Source organism: Mesorhizobium sp. B2-3-10 (genome assembly GCF_006442275.1).
Taxonomy (GTDB): domain Bacteria; phylum Pseudomonadota; class Alphaproteobacteria; order Rhizobiales; family Rhizobiaceae; genus Mesorhizobium; species Mesorhizobium australicum.
Map to the genome: position 1 here is coordinate 30555 of NZ_VFVT01000006.1, position 16815 is coordinate 47369.

The following is a 16815-nucleotide window of genomic DNA, read 5'->3' on the forward strand; positions in this document are numbered from 1 at the left end:
CCCATTTTGAACCCGCTTGTTATTTTCTGGCTTTTTCGAGGGCCTGGGCGACATCCGCCCAGAGATCCTCGACACTTTCCAATCCGACATTGAAGCGGATGGTTCGGGGGCTGACGCCGAAGCGCGCCATCGAATTCAGTCCTGGCGTCTGCTCCAGCGACGCCTTGGCCGGTACAACCAGGCTCTCATGCCCACCCCAGCTGACGCCGATGCGGAAATATTTCAGCGCGTCGACGAAGGCGGGAATGTCGATGTCCTCGGTAACCTCGAACGAGAACAACCCGCCATAGCCGGCAAGCGTCGCCTTGCCCGGATGGTTCGAATAGGCCGGATGGTTCACCCGCTCGACATCGCCATGCGCCTTCAGCCGCTCGGCGATGGCAAGCCCGCTCTTCATATGGTGCGGCAGGCGCAGCGGCAGCGTGCGCAGGCCGCGCAGCAAAAGCCAGGCCTCGAACGGCGACAGCTTGCCGCCGAGATAGGAATAGGTCTGCTCGTTGATCTGCTTGATATGCGCTGCCGAGCCAGCCACCACGCCGGCGACCGTGTCGCTGTGGCCGCCGAGATATTTCGAGGCCGAGTGCAGCACGAGGTCGACGCCGTGCGAGATCGGCTTCTGGAACACCGGCGTCGCCCAGGAATTGTCGATGGTGGTGACGATGCCCTGCTCTTTTGCCAGCCGGGTCAGATGCGGCAGGTCCTGGAGCTCGAACACCATCGAGGTCGGGCTTTCCAGATAGAGCAGCTTGGCGCCGGGAAGCGCCGCCGCGACCGCGTCCGGGTCGGAACCGTCGACATAGTCGACCTTGATGTTGAGCCGCGGCAGGAGCCGCTCGAACAGCCGGTAGGCATCGCCATAGCAGTTGCGTACAGCAACGATGCGCTCGCCCGCCCCGACGAAGGCAAGCACGGTGGCGCTGATCGCCGCCATGCCGCTGGAGAAGCCGCGTGCGGCCTCTGCACCCTCGAGCGCGGCGACACGAGCCTCGAACTCCATGACCGTCGGATTGTCGCCGCGGGAATAGATCGGCTGCTTTCGTTTGCCGGCAAAGGTATCGGCCATTTCCGCATAATTGGCGAAAGTGAACAACGAGGTCTGGTAGATCGGCGGCACGACCGCGCCGCCGGGAAACGGTTCGTCATGCGCCAAAAGCGTCGCCGCCTCGGCGAGATAATCGTGGTCGAAACCGTCTGGATGCCCGTTCATTTCAGGTCCGAAAGTTTGAGTTTGGCCGCACCGCGCTTGAGGTCGTCCTCGACGGTGGCGATGAGCTTGAGCGCCTCGTCGCGGGCGCCCTGCGGATCCCGCGCGGCGATATGTTCGTAGATGGTGCGGTGATAGGGAAAGCTGGCATGGCCGAAATCGCGCACACCGAGCGGATGCTCCCAGAAGCGATGGAACAGTTCGTGCATGGCCGCGATGATCTGTTCGAACAGTGGATTGCCGGAGACCCGGTAGATCGCCTGGTGGAATTCCCAGTCCTCTTCCGACGACATGCCATCAAGGGTGCGAAACGCCTGCTCCATGATATCGAGCTTGCCCTCGATCTCGGCAATGTCGGCCGGGCTTGCCCGCTCGGCGCACAGTGCCGCTGCTTCCGCCTCCAGCGCGCGGCGTATTTCCAGCGTCTGCATCAGGCTGGTGAAGTCATTGCCGCCCGCCAGCGTCAGCGGCAAATGCAGCATGTCGGGCGAGACGGCGGCCTTGAGAAAAGTGCCGCTGCCTTGCCGGCGTTCGACCAGGCCCAATCCTTCCCACCGCGTCAGCGCCTCGCGCACCGTGTTGCGGCTGACCTTGAGCCGTTCGGCTAGAATGCGCTCGGTCGGCAGTCGCTCGCCAGGCCGCAAGGCCTCGGCGCGGACGAAGCCCACCAATGCCTTCAGCACGGCGTCGTCACGCGCCGTCGTCTGAATTGGTGGCAGGCTGTTCTGGTCCACATTTCCTCCAAGTGGTCCAATGGTCCAACCAATTTCTGCACGGATGGAGCCTCCTGTCAATTGCTTGTCAGGAGACAGCTGGCCATCAGCCTGTGGAAGGTGACGCGCTGCGTTCGGAGGGGCGCCCGGCTCCGGCATCCGGTCCGAACCATCTGGTCAGCGCATCGGCCAATCCCTGTCCATCCTCAACGCCAACCCAGGCCACGTATCCATCGGGCCGGATCAAGACCGCGTCGGGTGCGGCGACCGTTCCGAGTACGGGAAGCTCCCAGGCACCGGCATACGATGCGTCGATCTGCCGGATCCGGTCGGCCCAAGGCGCAATGTCCAGCCTGCCTGGCTCACCGAAATTGAGGAGCAGCGGCCGCGCGTCGTGGAGCAACGTGAACAGTCGCAACGGCCCATCAGCGGTGGAGAGATCGAGGTCGGGTATTCGTCGCCCAAGCAGCGCGTGCCCCTCCCCGAGATCGTAGTGGACACCCAGGCCAGACATCTCCGCGGCGATCCGTTTGCGTGGCCCATCCATGGCGAGCAGTTCGGCGAATGTGTCGCTCAAGGCCTTGGTGCGAGCATCCATCCGGCGAAGCGCGACCTGCGCCATCGCGTTGCGCAGCACGCGGGCGGCGACCGGATGGCGTTCGGCATGGTAGCTGTCAAGGAGGCCTTCCAGTGACATCCGCTTGACCACCAGGGCTAGCTTCCACCCCAGGTTCACCGCGTCCTGCACGCCGATATTGAGGCCCTGTCCGCCCATTGGGGGATGGATATGCGCGGCGTCACCGGCCAGCAGAACACGTCTGTCGCGGTAAGCGGCAGCCTGCCGCGTCATGTCGGTGAACCGGGAAATCCAGGTCGGACTGTGGACCCCGTAATCGGTGCCGTAGACACCGACAAGCGCGTCGCTGAGATCGCGCAGTGTCGGTTCGCCACCAATGGTTAGTTGTCGCTCGGTCAGCACGATACCCACCCGGCCGTCTTCCTCAATCTTGCCGATCGCATGGATACCATGGGCGTCACTGCGAAAGCCCAATGCTGGTTCCTTCGCCGTCTCCACCTCGGCGATTATCCAGCTCATCGTCGGATCCCATCCATCGAACGCAATCCCCGCGGCCTTGCGGATCATGCTGCGTCCTCCGTCGCAGCCGACGAGATACTGCGTCCGCAACCGCTGGCCGCCAGACAGATCGATGTCGACGCCACCATTATCCTGTGCGAAGCCCGTGACGTCCTGCCGGCGATAGATCGGCACGCCGAACTCGCTGATCCAGTCGGCCAATATCCGCTCGATATGGTTTTGCCGCAACGCCAGCAGATAGTTGTGCCGCGTGGGAAAGTCGCTGATGTCCAATCGGATCATGTGGAAGCCCACCGACGGCGATGTCTGTCCCTGCGAGAGGAACCGGTCGGCAATTCCGCGCTGGTCGAGCACCTCGATGGTGCGTGCGTGCAGGCCGCCCGCGCGCAAACCGACGAGTTCCTGGTTTGGCCGCCGCTCGACAACGGCCACATCGACGCCCGCCAATGCGAGTTCGCCAGCCAGCATCAACCCGGTCGGACCGCCTCCGGCGATCACCACCGCATGATCCCGACGCACTCGGCCACCTGGCAACAATTCCGGCATTTCGCCACTCCCGTTTCCGTTAACCTGGGTCGTGGTTCTACGGGAACAGCCGGGTCTTGCCGCAAGCCCCTTGCGCGCCATATGTATGAAATGGAGGGGCTGGCTCCTCTTCTTCCCCTTATGCATATGGCGGCGAAAAAGTCGCGGTGTTGCCAAGCAATAGCACGCGAGGGTGCAACCGAAGCCGTTACAGTCCAGAAAAGCGGGACCTGCCGCAAAAAAGCCCCGGTTCTTCCGGGGCTTGACGCAGATTCCTGATGTCATATCGGGCAAAGGGGGCCGGTCGGCGTTTGGCAGCGGTACGAGGAGGCCACTATGTGCCAGCGCCGGCCGGCCGACCCCACGGACCCAGGAGATGCGGCGGACCTGAGCATCATGGGGTATTCGAGGATCGAGCCGGCTGTCTACCTCGTGCCGGCTTCGTCTTGGCCTTCACATTTGCGCAAGAGCTTATGGAAATCAACAGTTTCTTAACCAAGGCTCGCGAATCGCTTGGATTAAGGTAAATGGGTAACCCTGTTGGGGTTGACCGGATAATTGGGCCCGGAGCGTCAGGCTGCCTTGGCAACGACGCGGTTGCGGCCGCCGCTCTTGGCTTCGTAGAGCGCGAGATCGGCGCGTTTCATCAGTGCCGCCACCGTGTCCACGCCCTTCAGCACCGATGACACGCCAACACTGACGGTGACCTCGATCGTCTTGCCCTCGGCGCCGATGGCGAACGGCATCTGGGCGATTTCGGCACGAATGCGCTCGGCCACCTTCTCGGCCACTGCGCCGTCGGTGTCGGGCATTACCACCACGAACTCCTCACCGCCGAACCGGCAGGCAAGGTCGATACCCCGGACGTTCTTGCGCAGCCGCCGCGCGAATTCGCGCAGCACCTCGTCGCCGCCGTCATGCCCATGCGCATCATTGATGGACTTGAAGCGGTCGAGATCGGTGATCATCACCGACAGCGGCCGGCGCCGCGCCACGGCGCGATCGAACAGCGTCTGCAGATGGCTGTCTAGATAGCGGCGATTGTGCAGCCCGGTGAGGCCGTCGGTCACGGCCATTTCGATGGTCTGGGTGACACTGGCGCGCAATTGGTCATTGTAGCGCTTGCGGCGCACCTGGGTACGCAGCCGCGCCGTCAGTTCCTGCTGGTCGATCGGCCGCATCAGATAGTCGTTGATGCCGAGTTCGAGCCCTCGGATGATGCGCTCCTCCTCGCCCTCCTCCGCCAGCAGGATGATCGGCACGAAACGGGTGCGGTCGAGCGAGCGCAGTTGCGAGCAGAGCCTGAGCGGATCGAAATCGGCGAAGGCCGTCGAGATCATCACGCATTCATAGGGCGTCTCCGCGGCCTGGAAGAACCCGGCATGCGGATCGCCCGTGACGTCGAGGTCGGCACGATCGCGCAGCATCTTCTGGATGCGCTCGACCGACGATTTGCGCTCGTCGATCAAAAGCACCTTCGGCGTCGTGTCCTCGGACGCGAAATTGCGGCTCAAAAGTTCTTCGATGCCGATGTTGCGCGTGGTCGAGGCGCGCAGCCGAAGCTCGTCGGTCAACGACTTCAGGCGGACCAGGCTCTTGACGCGCGTCATCAGCTGCAAGTCGTTGACCGGCTTGGTCAGGAAATCGTCGGCACCGGCCTCGAGCCCGCGCACGCGGTCGGTGACCTGATCGAGCGCGGTGATCATCACCACCGGAATGTGCGACGTCGCCGGATCGCTCTTCAATCGCCGGCAGACCTCGAACCCGTCCATGTCGGGCATCATTACGTCGAGCAGCACGACATCGACCTTGCCGTTCTCGCAGGTCTCGATCGCATCGGCCCCATTGGTGGCGGTCAGAACCTCGAAATACTCGGCCAGCAGCCGGACTTCCAGCAGCCTCACATTGGCAGGGATGTCGTCGACGACGAGGATCCGCGCAGTCATTTCACAACGCTCCGGCTCGGCTGGAAGGGTACATCAGGCATCGCCCAGATAAGATTTGATGGTTTCGATGAAACGCGGCACCGAGATCGGCTTCGAAATATACGCCTCGCAGCCGCCTTGGCGGATGCGTTCCTCGTCGCCTTTCATCGCAAAGGCAGTCACCGCAATCACCGGGATGACGTGCAGATCGTCGTCCTCTTTCAGCCATTTGGTCACTTCCAGTCCCGACACTTCGGGCAGTTGGATGTCCATCAGGATGAGGTCCGGCCGGTGCTGGCGCGCCAGGTCGAGCGCCTCCAGACCGTTGCGGGTGCGCACCGTCTCGTAACCGCTTGCTTCGATGAGGTCCCGAAAGAGCTTCATATTGAGCTCGTTGTCCTCGACGATCATCACCTTCTTAGGCATCGACATCCCGTCCCGGCCGTCCTCCGCCCGGAGGTGGCCGTCATGCGCTCTTTCCTTGAACGCACCAAACCCTGCTGCACTATACGGCAATATGATTGACGAAACGGAAACCCGAAGCCTGCAAAGCAGCACGAATTCCGCCTCGCCTCCCTGCGCGTCCAAAAGGCGCGCCACACGCTAATGGCTTGCCGCAAGCAATTCTTGCCATTACTGCGGGAGAGACTCATTCCACGCACCGAAGGTAGTGATGGCAAACGCAGCGTCAATGCGCGAAGAGGCGGAAACCATTGCCGTCAAGGCACTGGGCTTCGTTGCCGCCGATCCGGAGCTTTTACCGCGCTTTCTGGCAATCACGGGAATAGAGGCGCATTCGATCCGCCGGGCGGCCGGCGAGCCGGGTTTCCTGGCCGGCGTCCTGCAGTTCATTCTTGCCCACGAGCCGACCTTGATGCGCTTCGCCGAGGAAACCGGCACGCCACCAGCGGCTGTCGGCAAGGCGTTGCGCGCCTTGCCGCTTGGCGATGACAATCACGAGCACTCCACATGAGCGATGATCCCGAAACCGCGCGCCAGATCGAGGAACTGGCGGCTGACGACCGACCGCTGCTGGTGCTCGATGTCGATGACGTGGTGCTCGAATTCATCCGGCCCTTCCCGCATTTCCTCAAGGCGCGCGGCTATGGCCTGACGCTGGCGTCCTTCCGGCTGACCGGCAACATTGCCGAGACAGCCAGCGGCCGCCTGATCGAACAACCTGAAGTCACCGCACTCCTGGGCGATTTCTTCGACGCGCAAGCCGATTGGCAAAGCATCACCGATGGCGCCGCGGAAGCCCTGACCGGGCTTGGAAACCGTGCCGAAATCATATTGCTGACAGCCATGCCGCACCGGCATCGCGCCGTGCGACGCGCCCATCTCGATGCACTGGGGCTGGCCTATCCTCTGCTGACCACCGAGATGGCCAAGGGCCCGGCGGTAGCCAAACTGCGCGGCAGGAGCGGGCGGCCGGTGGTCTTCGTCGACGATCAGCCAGCCAATCTGGCGTCGGTGCGTGACTCGGTCGCCGACGCAAACCTATTCCATCTGATGGCCGACAATTCGCTGCGTACGTTCCTGCCATCGGTCCCGGACGATGTCATCGTCGTCCAGGATTGGCACGAAGCCGCGCCTAAAATCGCTGGCGCGCTGGGGTTCTAATCCAGGCGTTTTGGTGCGATCCCGGACGAAAAAACCGGTTCGCACTGTTCCGGATTTGCTCAAGGGCAGAACACTCAAGGATTGAGCTTCGCCCCTGCCCCGCCGTTAGCGCCGCCGCCATTATCGCTACCGCCATTATCGCCGCCGCTCTCATCGTCCGAACCGTCACCGTCGTCGACGCCATCGTCCACCGCCGGGTCGGCGGGCTTCAGCATGACGCCGTTGACGGTGACCGAGCCGTCGGCCTTGGTGTTGATGGCCCATTCCAGCTTGCCGTCCGGCAGCGTCTTGGCAAAACCCTTCGCCATGAGAGCGACAGGCACGTACTGCCCGACTTCCGGCTCCGCCTTCGCCGCTTCCTGCAGATGCTCCATGATCTTGTCGAAGCCAGCGACGTCGACAGTGAGATTTGCGTCGGGTTTCTGGCCGAAGCTTGTCATCTCACCTTCCAGCGCGATCTCCATGTCCTTGTTCTTTACGGTACTGTGGCCGATGACGACCTTCGGCGTCTTGGCCAGGAAGTCGGCTTTGAGCTGGTCGCCGAACTCGGCCGGCAGCGGCGGATCCTGGTTGAGATCAAAGGCTTCGATGGCTTTCTTCGCCATGCTGTCGAGATCGATATTGGCACCGCCGAAATTCAGGTCGATATCGGTGGGCAGCAATGCCACGCTCCAGCTCGGCAAAAGCTGCTGCGGCACGGTCAGCCCCGAAGCCTTGATACCATAGCTGACCTTTCCATTCTGGGCGACGCCGTCGGAACCGAACGCTATGCCGAACTGGGTTGCTCCGAACGTGCCGATAGGGCTGTCGACCGCGAAGTCCTTGAAGCCATAGGTTCCGTCGATACGCTCCCACACCGGAAGCGCCGCAAGCAGAAGCGACTTGAGCTGCGCCTGGTTTGCCTTCAGCGTCTTCTCGTCCTCATTGGCCACGGCAAACGCCAGGAGATCGAGCAGAGGCTTGGTCTGCACGCCCTTGCCGCTGGCCTCCACGGAAAATTCCGGCGACTTCACGGTGACGGGAAAATTCAGCCCGCTCTCGGCGTCGTTGAATTTTATCGCTTCGACGAAGTTCGAAACCTTTTGCGACGTCGTGAAATCAACGCCGCCATTGGTCGCCTTGGTCGCGGAAAGCGTCACGGTGCCGGCACCGGCGGTCACATCCATCTTTTGCTTGGCGTCCTGCGACGACATCGTCATTCCGGCCATCGAGCTCGTGGCGCTGGTGAAGGCCGCCAGCTTGGGATCGTAGACGCCGTTGCCCTTGCCGTCCTTGATCGAGAACTGCGTGCTCTGCTTTCCCTGAGGGCCGTTGAATTCAAAGGAGGCGCTCTGCGAAAAATCCATCGAGACATCCCAGGACCCGTCGCTGCGCGGCTTGACCAGCAGGGCATAGGGCGCGAAGTCGAATTTCACCAGCTTCTGGTCGGGAAAGCTGCTGGCCAGCGCCTTGAAATCAACCAGGATCTTGTAGGCGGCGCCTTCGGCCGAAACCTTCAGGATGCCCTTGTCGAGCGCCTGTTTGCCGACATAGCGCGACAGATCATCGGACAATTGCTTGGCGCCCTGACTGTCGACGGTCTGGCCGAAAGCAGGCGCGCTCAGCAGGAACGCGGTAAAGGCAATAGGCAGCATACGGTTCACGGGAATTCTCCGTTCGGTCGAAAAGGCAAAAATGGTTTCGTATCTCTGGTAGGGAAATACCATCGCGACTGCAAGACGATGACAGTCAGGCAATCGGCTTCAACACCAGCCGCATCAGCGGTCGACCGGCCTTGCGCTCCACAAGCCTTTCGAACCCGGCTTTCTCGAACACTCCCGATGACCCGACAAACAGGCCGATCGAACGCGAATCGCGCGACAGGTCGATCGGGCAGGCCTCGACGAGCCGCGCCCCGTTCCTGCGGGCGAACTCGATGCCGCCTTCGACGAGGCGGTGGGTGATGCCCCTGCCGCGCGCCTTGGCGCGGATGAAAAAGCATGAGATCGCCCAAACGGCCGGATCGGACGCGTCGGCGGGATCGATCGGCGCCGAGCCCCTGCCCTTGTTGTTCCATTCGGGCACGTCGGCGCGTGGCCCGATCTGCATCCAGCCGACCGCCTTGCCGTCCTCGAAAGCCAGCAGGCCGGGCGGCGGGCCGGCTTCGATGCGCGCCTTGATGTGATCCTTGTTGCGTTCACGACTGCTCTCGCGCCGCGCCGCCGGCGCCAGCCGGAAATGCGTACACCAGCAGCCGTAGCAGGCGCCCTGCTTGCCGAAAAGGTCCTCGAATTCAGGCCAGAGCTCTGGCGCCAGCGGCACTACGGTCGTGCTCATGCGTTCTCCCCAGGCCAGGCTTGTCGCTGGCCTTGCGCTGTCGTACCATTAGTTTTGTTCTCTTTATGTTCGCAGCGATGGCGACCCCTGTCAACAATCCCGACCACGGTTTTTGTCGTGACTGCCTGACCTTTCAGCGCAGTGAAACGCGCCGTTGCGAACGCTGCGGCAGCCCTCGCCTTGCCCGCCATCCCGAGCTTTACCGGCTGCACCTCGCCCATATCGATTGCGACGCCTTCTACGCGGCCATCGAGAAGCGCGACAACCCTGCGCTCAAGGACAAGCCGCTGATCATCGGCGGCGGCAAGCGCGGTGTCGTCTCCACCGCCTGCTACATCGCTCGCATCCGCGGCGTGCGCTCCGCCATGCCGATGTTCAAGGCGCTCGAGGCCTGCCCAGAGGCGGTCGTGATCGCGCCCAACATGGAAAAGTACGTGGCCGTCGGCCGCGAGGTGCGCGCCATGATGCAGGCTTTGACACCGCTGGTCGAGCCGTTGTCGATCGATGAGGCCTTCCTCGACCTCGCCGGCACCGAGCGCCTGCACGGACTGCCACCGGCCGTGGTGCTGGCGCGCTTTTCGCTGGCGGTGGAGAAGGAGATCGGCATCACCGTTTCATCAGGCCTGTCCTATTGCAAATTCCTCGCCAAGATAGCGTCCGATTTCCGCAAACCGCGCGGCTTTTCCGTCATCGGCGAGGCGGAGGCGGTCGGCTTTCTGGCCCCGCAGCCGGTGACCATGATCTGGGGCGTCGGCAAGGCGTTCAACGCCACGCTGGAACAGGATGGCATCCGCACGATCGGCCAGCTCCAGAAGATGGAGCGTGGCGACCTGATGCGCCGCTATGGGGTGATGGGCGAACGGCTCTACCGGCTTTCGCGCGGTGAGGATGTCCGCCGCGTCGACCCAGACCAGGACGCCAAGAGCGTATCGGCCGAAACCACTTTCGACACCGATATCGCCTCACTGGACGAGCTTGTCTCGGTGCTGAGGGGCCTTTCGGAAAAAGTCTCGGCGAGGCTGAAGAAATCAGGCATCGCCGGGCGCACCGTGGTGCTGAAGCTGAAGACCCAGGACTTCAGGCTGCGCACGCGCAACCGTCAGCTCGGCGACCCGACCCGGCTCGCCGACCGCATCTTTTCGACCGGCGTGGAACTTCTTCGCAAGGAGACCGACGGAACGAAATTCCGATTGCTCGGCATCGGCGTCAGCGACCTCTCCGACGATGATAAGGCCGATCCGCCGGATTTGGTCGATGTGCAGTCGCGCAAGCGCGCCATGGCCGAAGGCGCCATCGATGCGCTACGCGACAAGTTCGGCCGCAAGGCGGTGCAAACCGGCTACACCTTCGGCAAGGGCCGCGACGCCCATCCGCCGGAGCCGCTGGAAGATTGAACCCGATCAGCTGCGTCGAAGATCGATGCGGCTGGTCACCACGCTCTTGCCGGTCTTGGGATCGCGGTCGACCACGGTCAAGACTATGCCGTCCGCACCGTTTTTCTGCACGGTAAGCTGCGCGGCGCGGTCGCCATTGACCTCCTTGACCCAGCGGATGGCGAGGTTTATCGCATTGCCGGAACGGCTTCCGTTCAACTGCGCAGGTCCGGTGCGCGATCCCACATAGACACCGCTGTATTTGGCGCCGCTGGTCTTCAGGCGAGCACTGATGGCGCGTGTCACCAGGATCAGGCCGCGGCAGTTGCCGTCGAGGGACAGCGAAGACGATGTCGCATTCGATTTGAACGTGCAGGAAACGCTGACCGTTGGCGCCTGCGTCGTCACCTGAACGGTTCCCTTGCCGGCGAAATTGCCCTTGAAGGATTGGAGAAATTTGCTCTCGTCCGCATGCGCGGCTGTGGCCGCGACGGCCAGGCACCCGGCAAGCACAAACCGCGTGAGTAATGTCATCGAAGGTCTCCTTGTGACGGGTGGAACGGCGATCGGTGATGCTCAAGCGGACATCGCGACTCAACGCGGCTTGCCATGTCAGGTTCCGCCCGCGACAGGGCCGTTTTGCAACGTCGCGCCAATATCTCTGGCCCAGTCAAATGCGGCGGCTAGTGGTTGCGGCAAAAACCCCGGCTTGCGAGATAGCTGACATGGCACCTACCCCCTCGATCCCCAAGGCCGCTTTCTGGATGGCGCTGTCGATCGCCTCGTTCCTGGCGATGTCGGTCGCCGGCCGCGCCACGACCGCCGAGCTCAACGTCTTCCAGGTGCTGGAACTGCGCTCGGTCATCGGGTTCTTCATTCTGCTGCCGCTGGTGATGATGAGCGGCGGCTTCGCGGCGATGCGCACGCAGCGTCCCGTCGCTCATATCGCCAGAAACGTCATCCACTATACCGGGCAGGCGGCATGGCTCTACGCATTGACCTTGATTCCGTTGGCCGTGCTGATTTCGATCGAATTCACCACACCGATCTGGACGGCTATCCTGGCGGTGAGCTTTCTTGGTGAAAGGTTGTCCCGGCCAAAGCTTGCCGCGATCGTACTGGGCCTGATCGGGGTGGTGATCATCGTTCGTCCCGGTGTGGGCTCGGTCGATCCGGGCCATCTCATCGTGCTCGGCGCCGCGGTTTGCTTCGGCATCTCGGTGGTCCTGGTCAAGTCGCTGACGCGGACGGACAGCGTCGTGCGCATCATTTTCTGGATGCTGATCATCCAGTCGGTGGTCGGCCTCGTTCCAGCCCTTTACGAGTGGCGCAACCCGCCGCTGGAACTGTGGCCATGGATCGTGCTGATCGCCTTCACCGGCATGTCGTCGCATTTTTGCATGGCCCGTGCGCTCGGCTATGCCGACGCCACCGTCATTTCGCCGATGGATTTCCTGCGTGTACCGTTGTCGGCCCTCATCGGCTGGCTGCTTTACAGCGAGCAGATCGACGCTTTCACCGCTGGCGGTGCATTGCTGATCCTGATGGGCAATCTGCTCAACTTGCAGCGCAAGGCAGTCAAGCCGGCAGAGGTCGCGGCGTCATAGCGTTGCCGGTCAGTTCCCTTCGTCTGGAATGTTGAGCACGTGTCCGCACGCCTTGCAGTGTACGGCGTCCGGCTCGTGACGCTGCAACCCGCATTGCGGACAGGGAAAGAAAACCTTGGCCGGCCGAAAGATCGCCTGCGCCAGCCTGACGAACAGCGATATGCCGATGATCATGGTTACGATCGCCGTCAGCTTGCCGGCGATGCCCGGCAGCACGATGTCGCCGAAGCCTGTCGTCGTCACGGTCGCGACGGTGAAGTAAAGCGCGTCGATGTAGTTTTCCAGTCCGGCTCCGTTGCGAAAAAAGAACGTGTAAACGAAGCCCGTGATGACAAAAAGAAAGGTCAAAAGGTTGATCACCGCGTGGCTTGCCTCGCGCCAGGGCCGCAGGCCGCGCATCTCGAAATGCCGCCAGATCGAGCCGCTGCGCGAGAGCGACCATAGCCTCAGGATGCGCAGAAAGCCGAGGCTCGCGAGAGCCGTCGGCATCAGCAGCGTCAGAAGGATGAAGGCATCCACCCAAAAGGTCGGCTGCTTCATCAGGCGCAGCATGTCGTTGGAGGCGAGCAGCCTGGCAATCAGATCGGCGGCGACGAGAGCCGCCACGGCATAGTCTAGCCACAGAAACGAGGGCGACTGCTGGATGACCGGGGTGGCGATGAAAAAAGCGATGATGGCGAGGTCGATGATGACAGCCACCAGTTGGAACCGGAACGCGGCCGGCGAGCGTCCGTGATAGAGCCTGCGCAGCCTGTCGCGTAATCGCGCCGTCGCGGAAAGGTTCTGCGATGGGCGCCTCTCCTTGGCCTTCATGCTGGCATGAGCAGCCGGTGCCGGCCCGCGGAGTGCCGCCTGGCAGGCGCGCAGATCACACCAGTTCCACTTCAATCACGCCCGGCACGGCGCGCATTGCCGAGGCGATCTGTGGCGAGACGCGATAGCCGCCTTGCAGAGCGATCTCGACCTCGCCCTGCGCCTCTTCCTTGATCACGATAATGCTCACCTGGCTTTCACCCCGCTGCGTGAGTTGGGATTGGATCATCGAGGCAGGTCCATCGTTCCTGACGAAGATGCGCAGCGCCTTCTGGATGCGGCTTGCCTCGTCCTCCAGCGATTGCACGGAGTTGATGCGCAGGTTGACGCCCTCGGGCCTGTCCTCCGCCGCGACAGTGATGACAACCGAGCGGCCGGCTTCGAGGAGGTCGCGATACTGAGCCAAACCTTCTGAAAACAATACGGCCTCGTATTGGCCGGAGGTGTCCGAAAAGGCCACCACGCCCATCTTGTTGCCGGTGCGCGTCTTGCGCTCCTGCTTGCTGGTAACGGTGCCGGCAAGCCGGCCGGCGGAAGCACCGCGCTTGACGGCGGCGGAGAACTCCGCCCAGTTCTGCACCCGCATCTTCTGCAGCGCCGCCTTATACTCGTCGAGCGGATGCGCCGAGAGATAGAAGCCGACGACCTGGAACTCGCGGTGCAGGCGGTCGGCGGCGAGCCACGGATCGGTCGCCGGCAGATTGAGCGCCTGCGACTGTGCGCCGAGCGAGGCGCCGAAGATGTCGGCCTGACCCGAAACGGCGTTCTGCTGGGCGAGCGACGCCAGCCCCATCATCCGCTCGACGCCGGCCAACATCTGGGCGCGGTCGTGGCCGAAGCAGTCGAGCGCGCCGGCCATGATCAGGCTTTCGAAAACCCGTTTGCCGACGATCTTCGGGTCGACCCTCTCGCAGAAATCGGCCAGGCTCTTGAACGGCTTTTCGCCGCGAACGGCGACGATGTGCTCCACCGCGGCATCGCCGACGCCCTTCAGCGCGGCCATCGAATAATAGATCCGGTTCTCCCCGACCTCGAAGGCACGGAAACTCGTCATCACTGACGGCGCCAGGACTTCGATGCCAAGGCGCAGCGCATCCTGGCGGAAGTCGGCGAGCTTGTCGGTGTTACCCATGTCTAGCGTCATCGACGCTGCCAGGAACTCGACCGGATAATGCGCCTTGAGATAGGCGGTCTGGTAGGAGACGACAGCGTAGGCGGCCGCATGAGACTTGTTGAAACCGTAGTCGGCGAACTTTGCCAGCAGGTCGAAAATGAAGTCGGCTTGCGGCTTTGCGACGCCGCGCTCGACCGCGCCGGAGACAAAGCGTTCGCGCTGCTTGTCCATCTCGGCGCGGATCTTCTTACCCATGGCGCGCCGCAGAAGGTCGGCTTCGCCAAGCGAATAGCCGGACAGCTCCTGCGCGATCTGCATCACCTGTTCCTGGTAGACGATGACGCCTTGCGTCTCCTTCACCAGATGGTCGATCTTGGGATGGATCGAGGCCATCTCCTCCTCGCCATGCTTTCTGGCGTTGTAGGTCGGGATGTTCTCCATCGGTCCCGGCCGGTAGAGGGCAACCAGCGCGATGATGTCCTCGATGCAGTCGGGCCGCATACCGATCAGCGCCTTGCGCATGCCGGCACTTTCCACCTGGAACACGCCGACCACCTCGCCGCGCGACAGCATCGCATAGGTCTCGGGATCGTCGAGCGGGATGGTCGCCAGGTCGATATCGATGCCGCGCCGGCGGATCAACTTGACGGCCGTCTCCAGCACCGTCAGCGTCTTCAGGCCGAGGAAGTCGAACTTCACCAACCCCGCCTGCTCGACATATTTCATGTTGAACTGGGTGACAGGCATGTCCGAGCGCGGATCGCGGTACATCGGCACCAGTTCCGACAACGGTCGGTCGCCAATGACGATGCCGGCGGCGTGCGTCGAGGCGTGGCGGTAGAGGCCCTCCAGCTTCTGCGCCATGTCGAGCAGCGTCTGCACGATCGGCTCTTTCTCGGCCTCCTCCGCAAAGCGCGGCTCGTTGGCGATGGCGTCGGCGAGCTTGACCGGATTGGCCGGGTTCTGCGGCACCATTTTCGACAGCTTGTCGACCTGGCCGTACGGCATCTGCAGCACGCGGCCGACGTCGCGCAGCACGGCGCGCGCCTGCAGCGTACCGAAAGTGATGATCTGGCCGACCTGGTCGCGGCCGTATTTCTGCTGGACGTAGCGGATCACCTCTTCGCGACGGTCCTGGCAGAAATCGATGTCGAAATCGGGCATCGAAACGCGGTCCGGATTGAGGAAGCGTTCGAACAGCAGCGAGAAACGCAGCGGATCGATGTCGGTGATGGTGGTCGAATAGGCAACCAGCGAACCAGCGCCCGAACCACGCCCCGGCCCGACCGGAATGCCTTGCGCCTTGGCCCATTTGATGAAGTCGGCAACGATCAGGAAGTAGCCGGGGAATTTCATCTTCTCGATGATGCCAAGCTCGAATTCGAGCCGCTCTCGATACTGCTCGACCGTGTAGCCCGGTGTCGGTCCGTGCAAGGCGAGCCGTGCATCGAGCCCCTCGCGCGCCTGACGGGCCAGTTCCTCGGCCTCGGCCTTTTCGGCGGCGTCCTTGTCGGAGGCATCGCCGCCCGTGAAACGCGGCAGGATCGGACTGCGGGTTTTTGGATAGTAGGAGCAGCGCAGCGCGATCTCGACGGTGTTGTCGATGGCTTCAGGCAGGTCGGCGAACAATTTCGCCATATCGGCCTGGCTGCGCAGGAAATTGTCCGGCGACAGCCGGCGGCGGGTGTCGACGGCGACAACCGACCCCTCGGCGATGGCGATCAACGCGTCATGCGCCTCATACTCGTCGCGCGACGAGAAGAACGCCTCGTTGGTGGCAACCAGCGGCAATTCATGGGCATAGGCGAGATCGATCGAGGATTTCTCGATCATCCGGTCGTACCCCGAAACCCGGTCCAGCTCGACATAGAGCCGGTCGCCGAACATCGCCTTGAGCGTTACCAGCCGCGCTTCGGCAAGATCGCGGCGATCTTCCTTCAGGGCCATGCCGATCGGGCCGCGCGGCCCGCCACTAAGACAAATCAGGCCGTCACATTGGCCGTCCATCATTTCGGTGGTCAGGTGCACCGCTTCGCCGGGCGGTGTTTCAAGGTAAACGCGGCTGACCAGCCGGACGAGATTGGAATAGCCGGTTTCGGTCGCCGCGATCAGCACGACCGGCCGCATATCGGGACCTTGCCGACGACGGTCACGCTGGCCGTCGCTGTTTTCGCCGGAAAAGGCAAGCGCGATCTGGCAGCCGATGATCGGCTGGATGCCGTCCTTCACCGCCTTCTGGGCGAACTCCAAGGCGCCGAACAAATTGTTGGTGTCGGTCACCGCGATCGCTGGCGCTTCGTCCTTGACGGCATGGCCGACGATCTTGCCGAGTTGCAGCGCGCCTTCCAGCAGCGAATAGGCCGAGTGCACGCGCAGATGGACGAACGGCCGCGCCGGCACCTCCGGCCGCGCGGCCGCGATCGCGGCCTCGCGCTTCAGGGGATCGCGTGGAAGTCTCTCATCCGCCATGGTTTCTCGCGCTGTCCGTAAGACTTGAGTCGATGGA

14 protein-coding genes are annotated in these 16815 nt (G+C 62.8%); 4 read left to right on the forward strand and 10 right to left on the reverse strand.

Annotated elements, in window-relative coordinates; translation table 11 throughout:
- Positions 1-19: 19 nt before the first annotated feature.
- The 5 genes from FJ943_RS18265 to FJ943_RS18290 all read right to left on the reverse strand — a co-directional run bounded on the left by FJ943_RS18265 (position 20) and on the right by FJ943_RS18290 (position 5889).
- A complete protein-coding gene (locus FJ943_RS18265) occupies positions 20-1207 on the reverse strand; it encodes a PLP-dependent transferase (RefSeq protein WP_140616195.1) in 1188 nt (395 codons plus the stop codon).
- Positions 1204-1938, reverse strand: coding sequence for a FadR/GntR family transcriptional regulator (locus FJ943_RS18270; protein ID WP_140723573.1), 735 nt, complete (start codon positions 1936-1938; stop codon positions 1204-1206). The genes FJ943_RS18265 and FJ943_RS18270 overlap by 4 nt, the downstream gene beginning before the upstream one ends.
- 85 nt (positions 1939-2023) lie before the next feature.
- A complete protein-coding gene (locus tag FJ943_RS18275) occupies positions 2024-3559 on the reverse strand; it encodes an FAD-dependent monooxygenase (RefSeq protein ID WP_181174580.1) in 1536 nt (511 codons plus the stop codon).
- Between the two features lie 551 nt (positions 3560-4110).
- Positions 4111-5484 carry a PleD family two-component system response regulator gene (locus tag FJ943_RS18285; RefSeq protein ID WP_015317622.1) on the reverse strand — a complete coding sequence of 458 codons (1374 nt, stop codon included), beginning with the start codon at positions 5482-5484 and terminating at the stop codon, positions 4111-4113.
- Positions 5485-5517: 33 nt separating this feature from the next.
- Positions 5518-5889, reverse strand: a complete 372-nt coding sequence (locus FJ943_RS18290; protein ID WP_006334976.1) for a response regulator — start codon at positions 5887-5889, stop codon at positions 5518-5520.
- A 247-nt stretch (positions 5890-6136) separates the two neighbouring features.
- Here FJ943_RS18290 and FJ943_RS18295 point away from each other — a divergent pair, with 247 nt between their 5' ends.
- Together FJ943_RS18295 and FJ943_RS18300 are read left to right on the forward strand one after the other, a co-directional pair.
- On the forward strand, positions 6137-6436 hold the full coding sequence (locus FJ943_RS18295) for a DUF3572 domain-containing protein (RefSeq protein WP_140616189.1): 300 nt from the start codon (positions 6137-6139) through the stop codon (positions 6434-6436).
- Positions 6433-7086: a hypothetical protein gene (locus FJ943_RS18300; RefSeq protein ID WP_140723576.1), complete on the forward strand. Its 654-nt coding sequence runs from the start codon at positions 6433-6435 to the stop codon at positions 7084-7086. The genes FJ943_RS18295 and FJ943_RS18300 overlap by 4 nt, the downstream gene beginning before the upstream one ends.
- Before the next feature lie 74 nt (positions 7087-7160).
- Here FJ943_RS18300 and FJ943_RS18305 read toward each other — a convergent pair whose 3' ends face one another.
- Both FJ943_RS18305 and FJ943_RS18310 read right to left on the reverse strand, forming a co-directional pair.
- Positions 7161-8720: a hypothetical protein gene (locus FJ943_RS18305; RefSeq protein ID WP_140724157.1), complete on the reverse strand. Its 1560-nt coding sequence runs from the start codon at positions 8718-8720 to the stop codon at positions 7161-7163.
- A 94-nt stretch (positions 8721-8814) separates the two neighbouring features.
- Complete coding sequence (locus FJ943_RS18310) at positions 8815-9402, reverse strand: GNAT family N-acetyltransferase (protein ID WP_015317617.1); 588 nt, start codon at positions 9400-9402, stop codon at positions 8815-8817.
- Positions 9403-9467: 65 nt separating this feature from the next.
- On the opposite strand from FJ943_RS18310, the gene FJ943_RS18315 reads away from it, so the two are divergent.
- Complete coding sequence (locus FJ943_RS18315) at positions 9468-10796, forward strand: DNA polymerase IV (RefSeq protein WP_140716770.1); 1329 nt, start codon at positions 9468-9470, stop codon at positions 10794-10796.
- A 6-nt stretch (positions 10797-10802) separates the two neighbouring features.
- Here the strand turns inward: FJ943_RS18315 and FJ943_RS18320 are convergent, their stop codons facing one another.
- Positions 10803-11309: a hypothetical protein gene (locus tag FJ943_RS18320; protein WP_140723579.1), complete on the reverse strand. Its 507-nt coding sequence runs from the start codon at positions 11307-11309 to the stop codon at positions 10803-10805.
- 191 nt (positions 11310-11500) lie between these two features.
- On the opposite strand from FJ943_RS18320, the gene FJ943_RS18325 reads away from it, so the two are divergent.
- A complete protein-coding gene (locus FJ943_RS18325; protein WP_140723582.1) occupies positions 11501-12382 on the forward strand; it encodes a DMT family transporter in 882 nt (293 codons plus the stop codon).
- Positions 12383-12391: 9 nt separating this feature from the next.
- Here FJ943_RS18325 and FJ943_RS18330 read toward each other — a convergent pair whose 3' ends face one another.
- Together FJ943_RS18330 and dnaE are read right to left on the reverse strand one after the other, a co-directional pair.
- Complete coding sequence (locus FJ943_RS18330) at positions 12392-13195, reverse strand: potassium channel family protein (RefSeq protein ID WP_140723585.1); 804 nt, start codon at positions 13193-13195, stop codon at positions 12392-12394.
- Between the two features lie 55 nt (positions 13196-13250).
- Positions 13251-16778 carry a DNA polymerase III subunit alpha gene (dnaE, locus tag FJ943_RS18335; protein ID WP_140616181.1) on the reverse strand — a complete coding sequence of 1176 codons (3528 nt, stop codon included), beginning with the start codon at positions 16776-16778 and terminating at the stop codon, positions 13251-13253.
- Between the last annotated feature and the right edge of the window lie 37 nt (positions 16779-16815).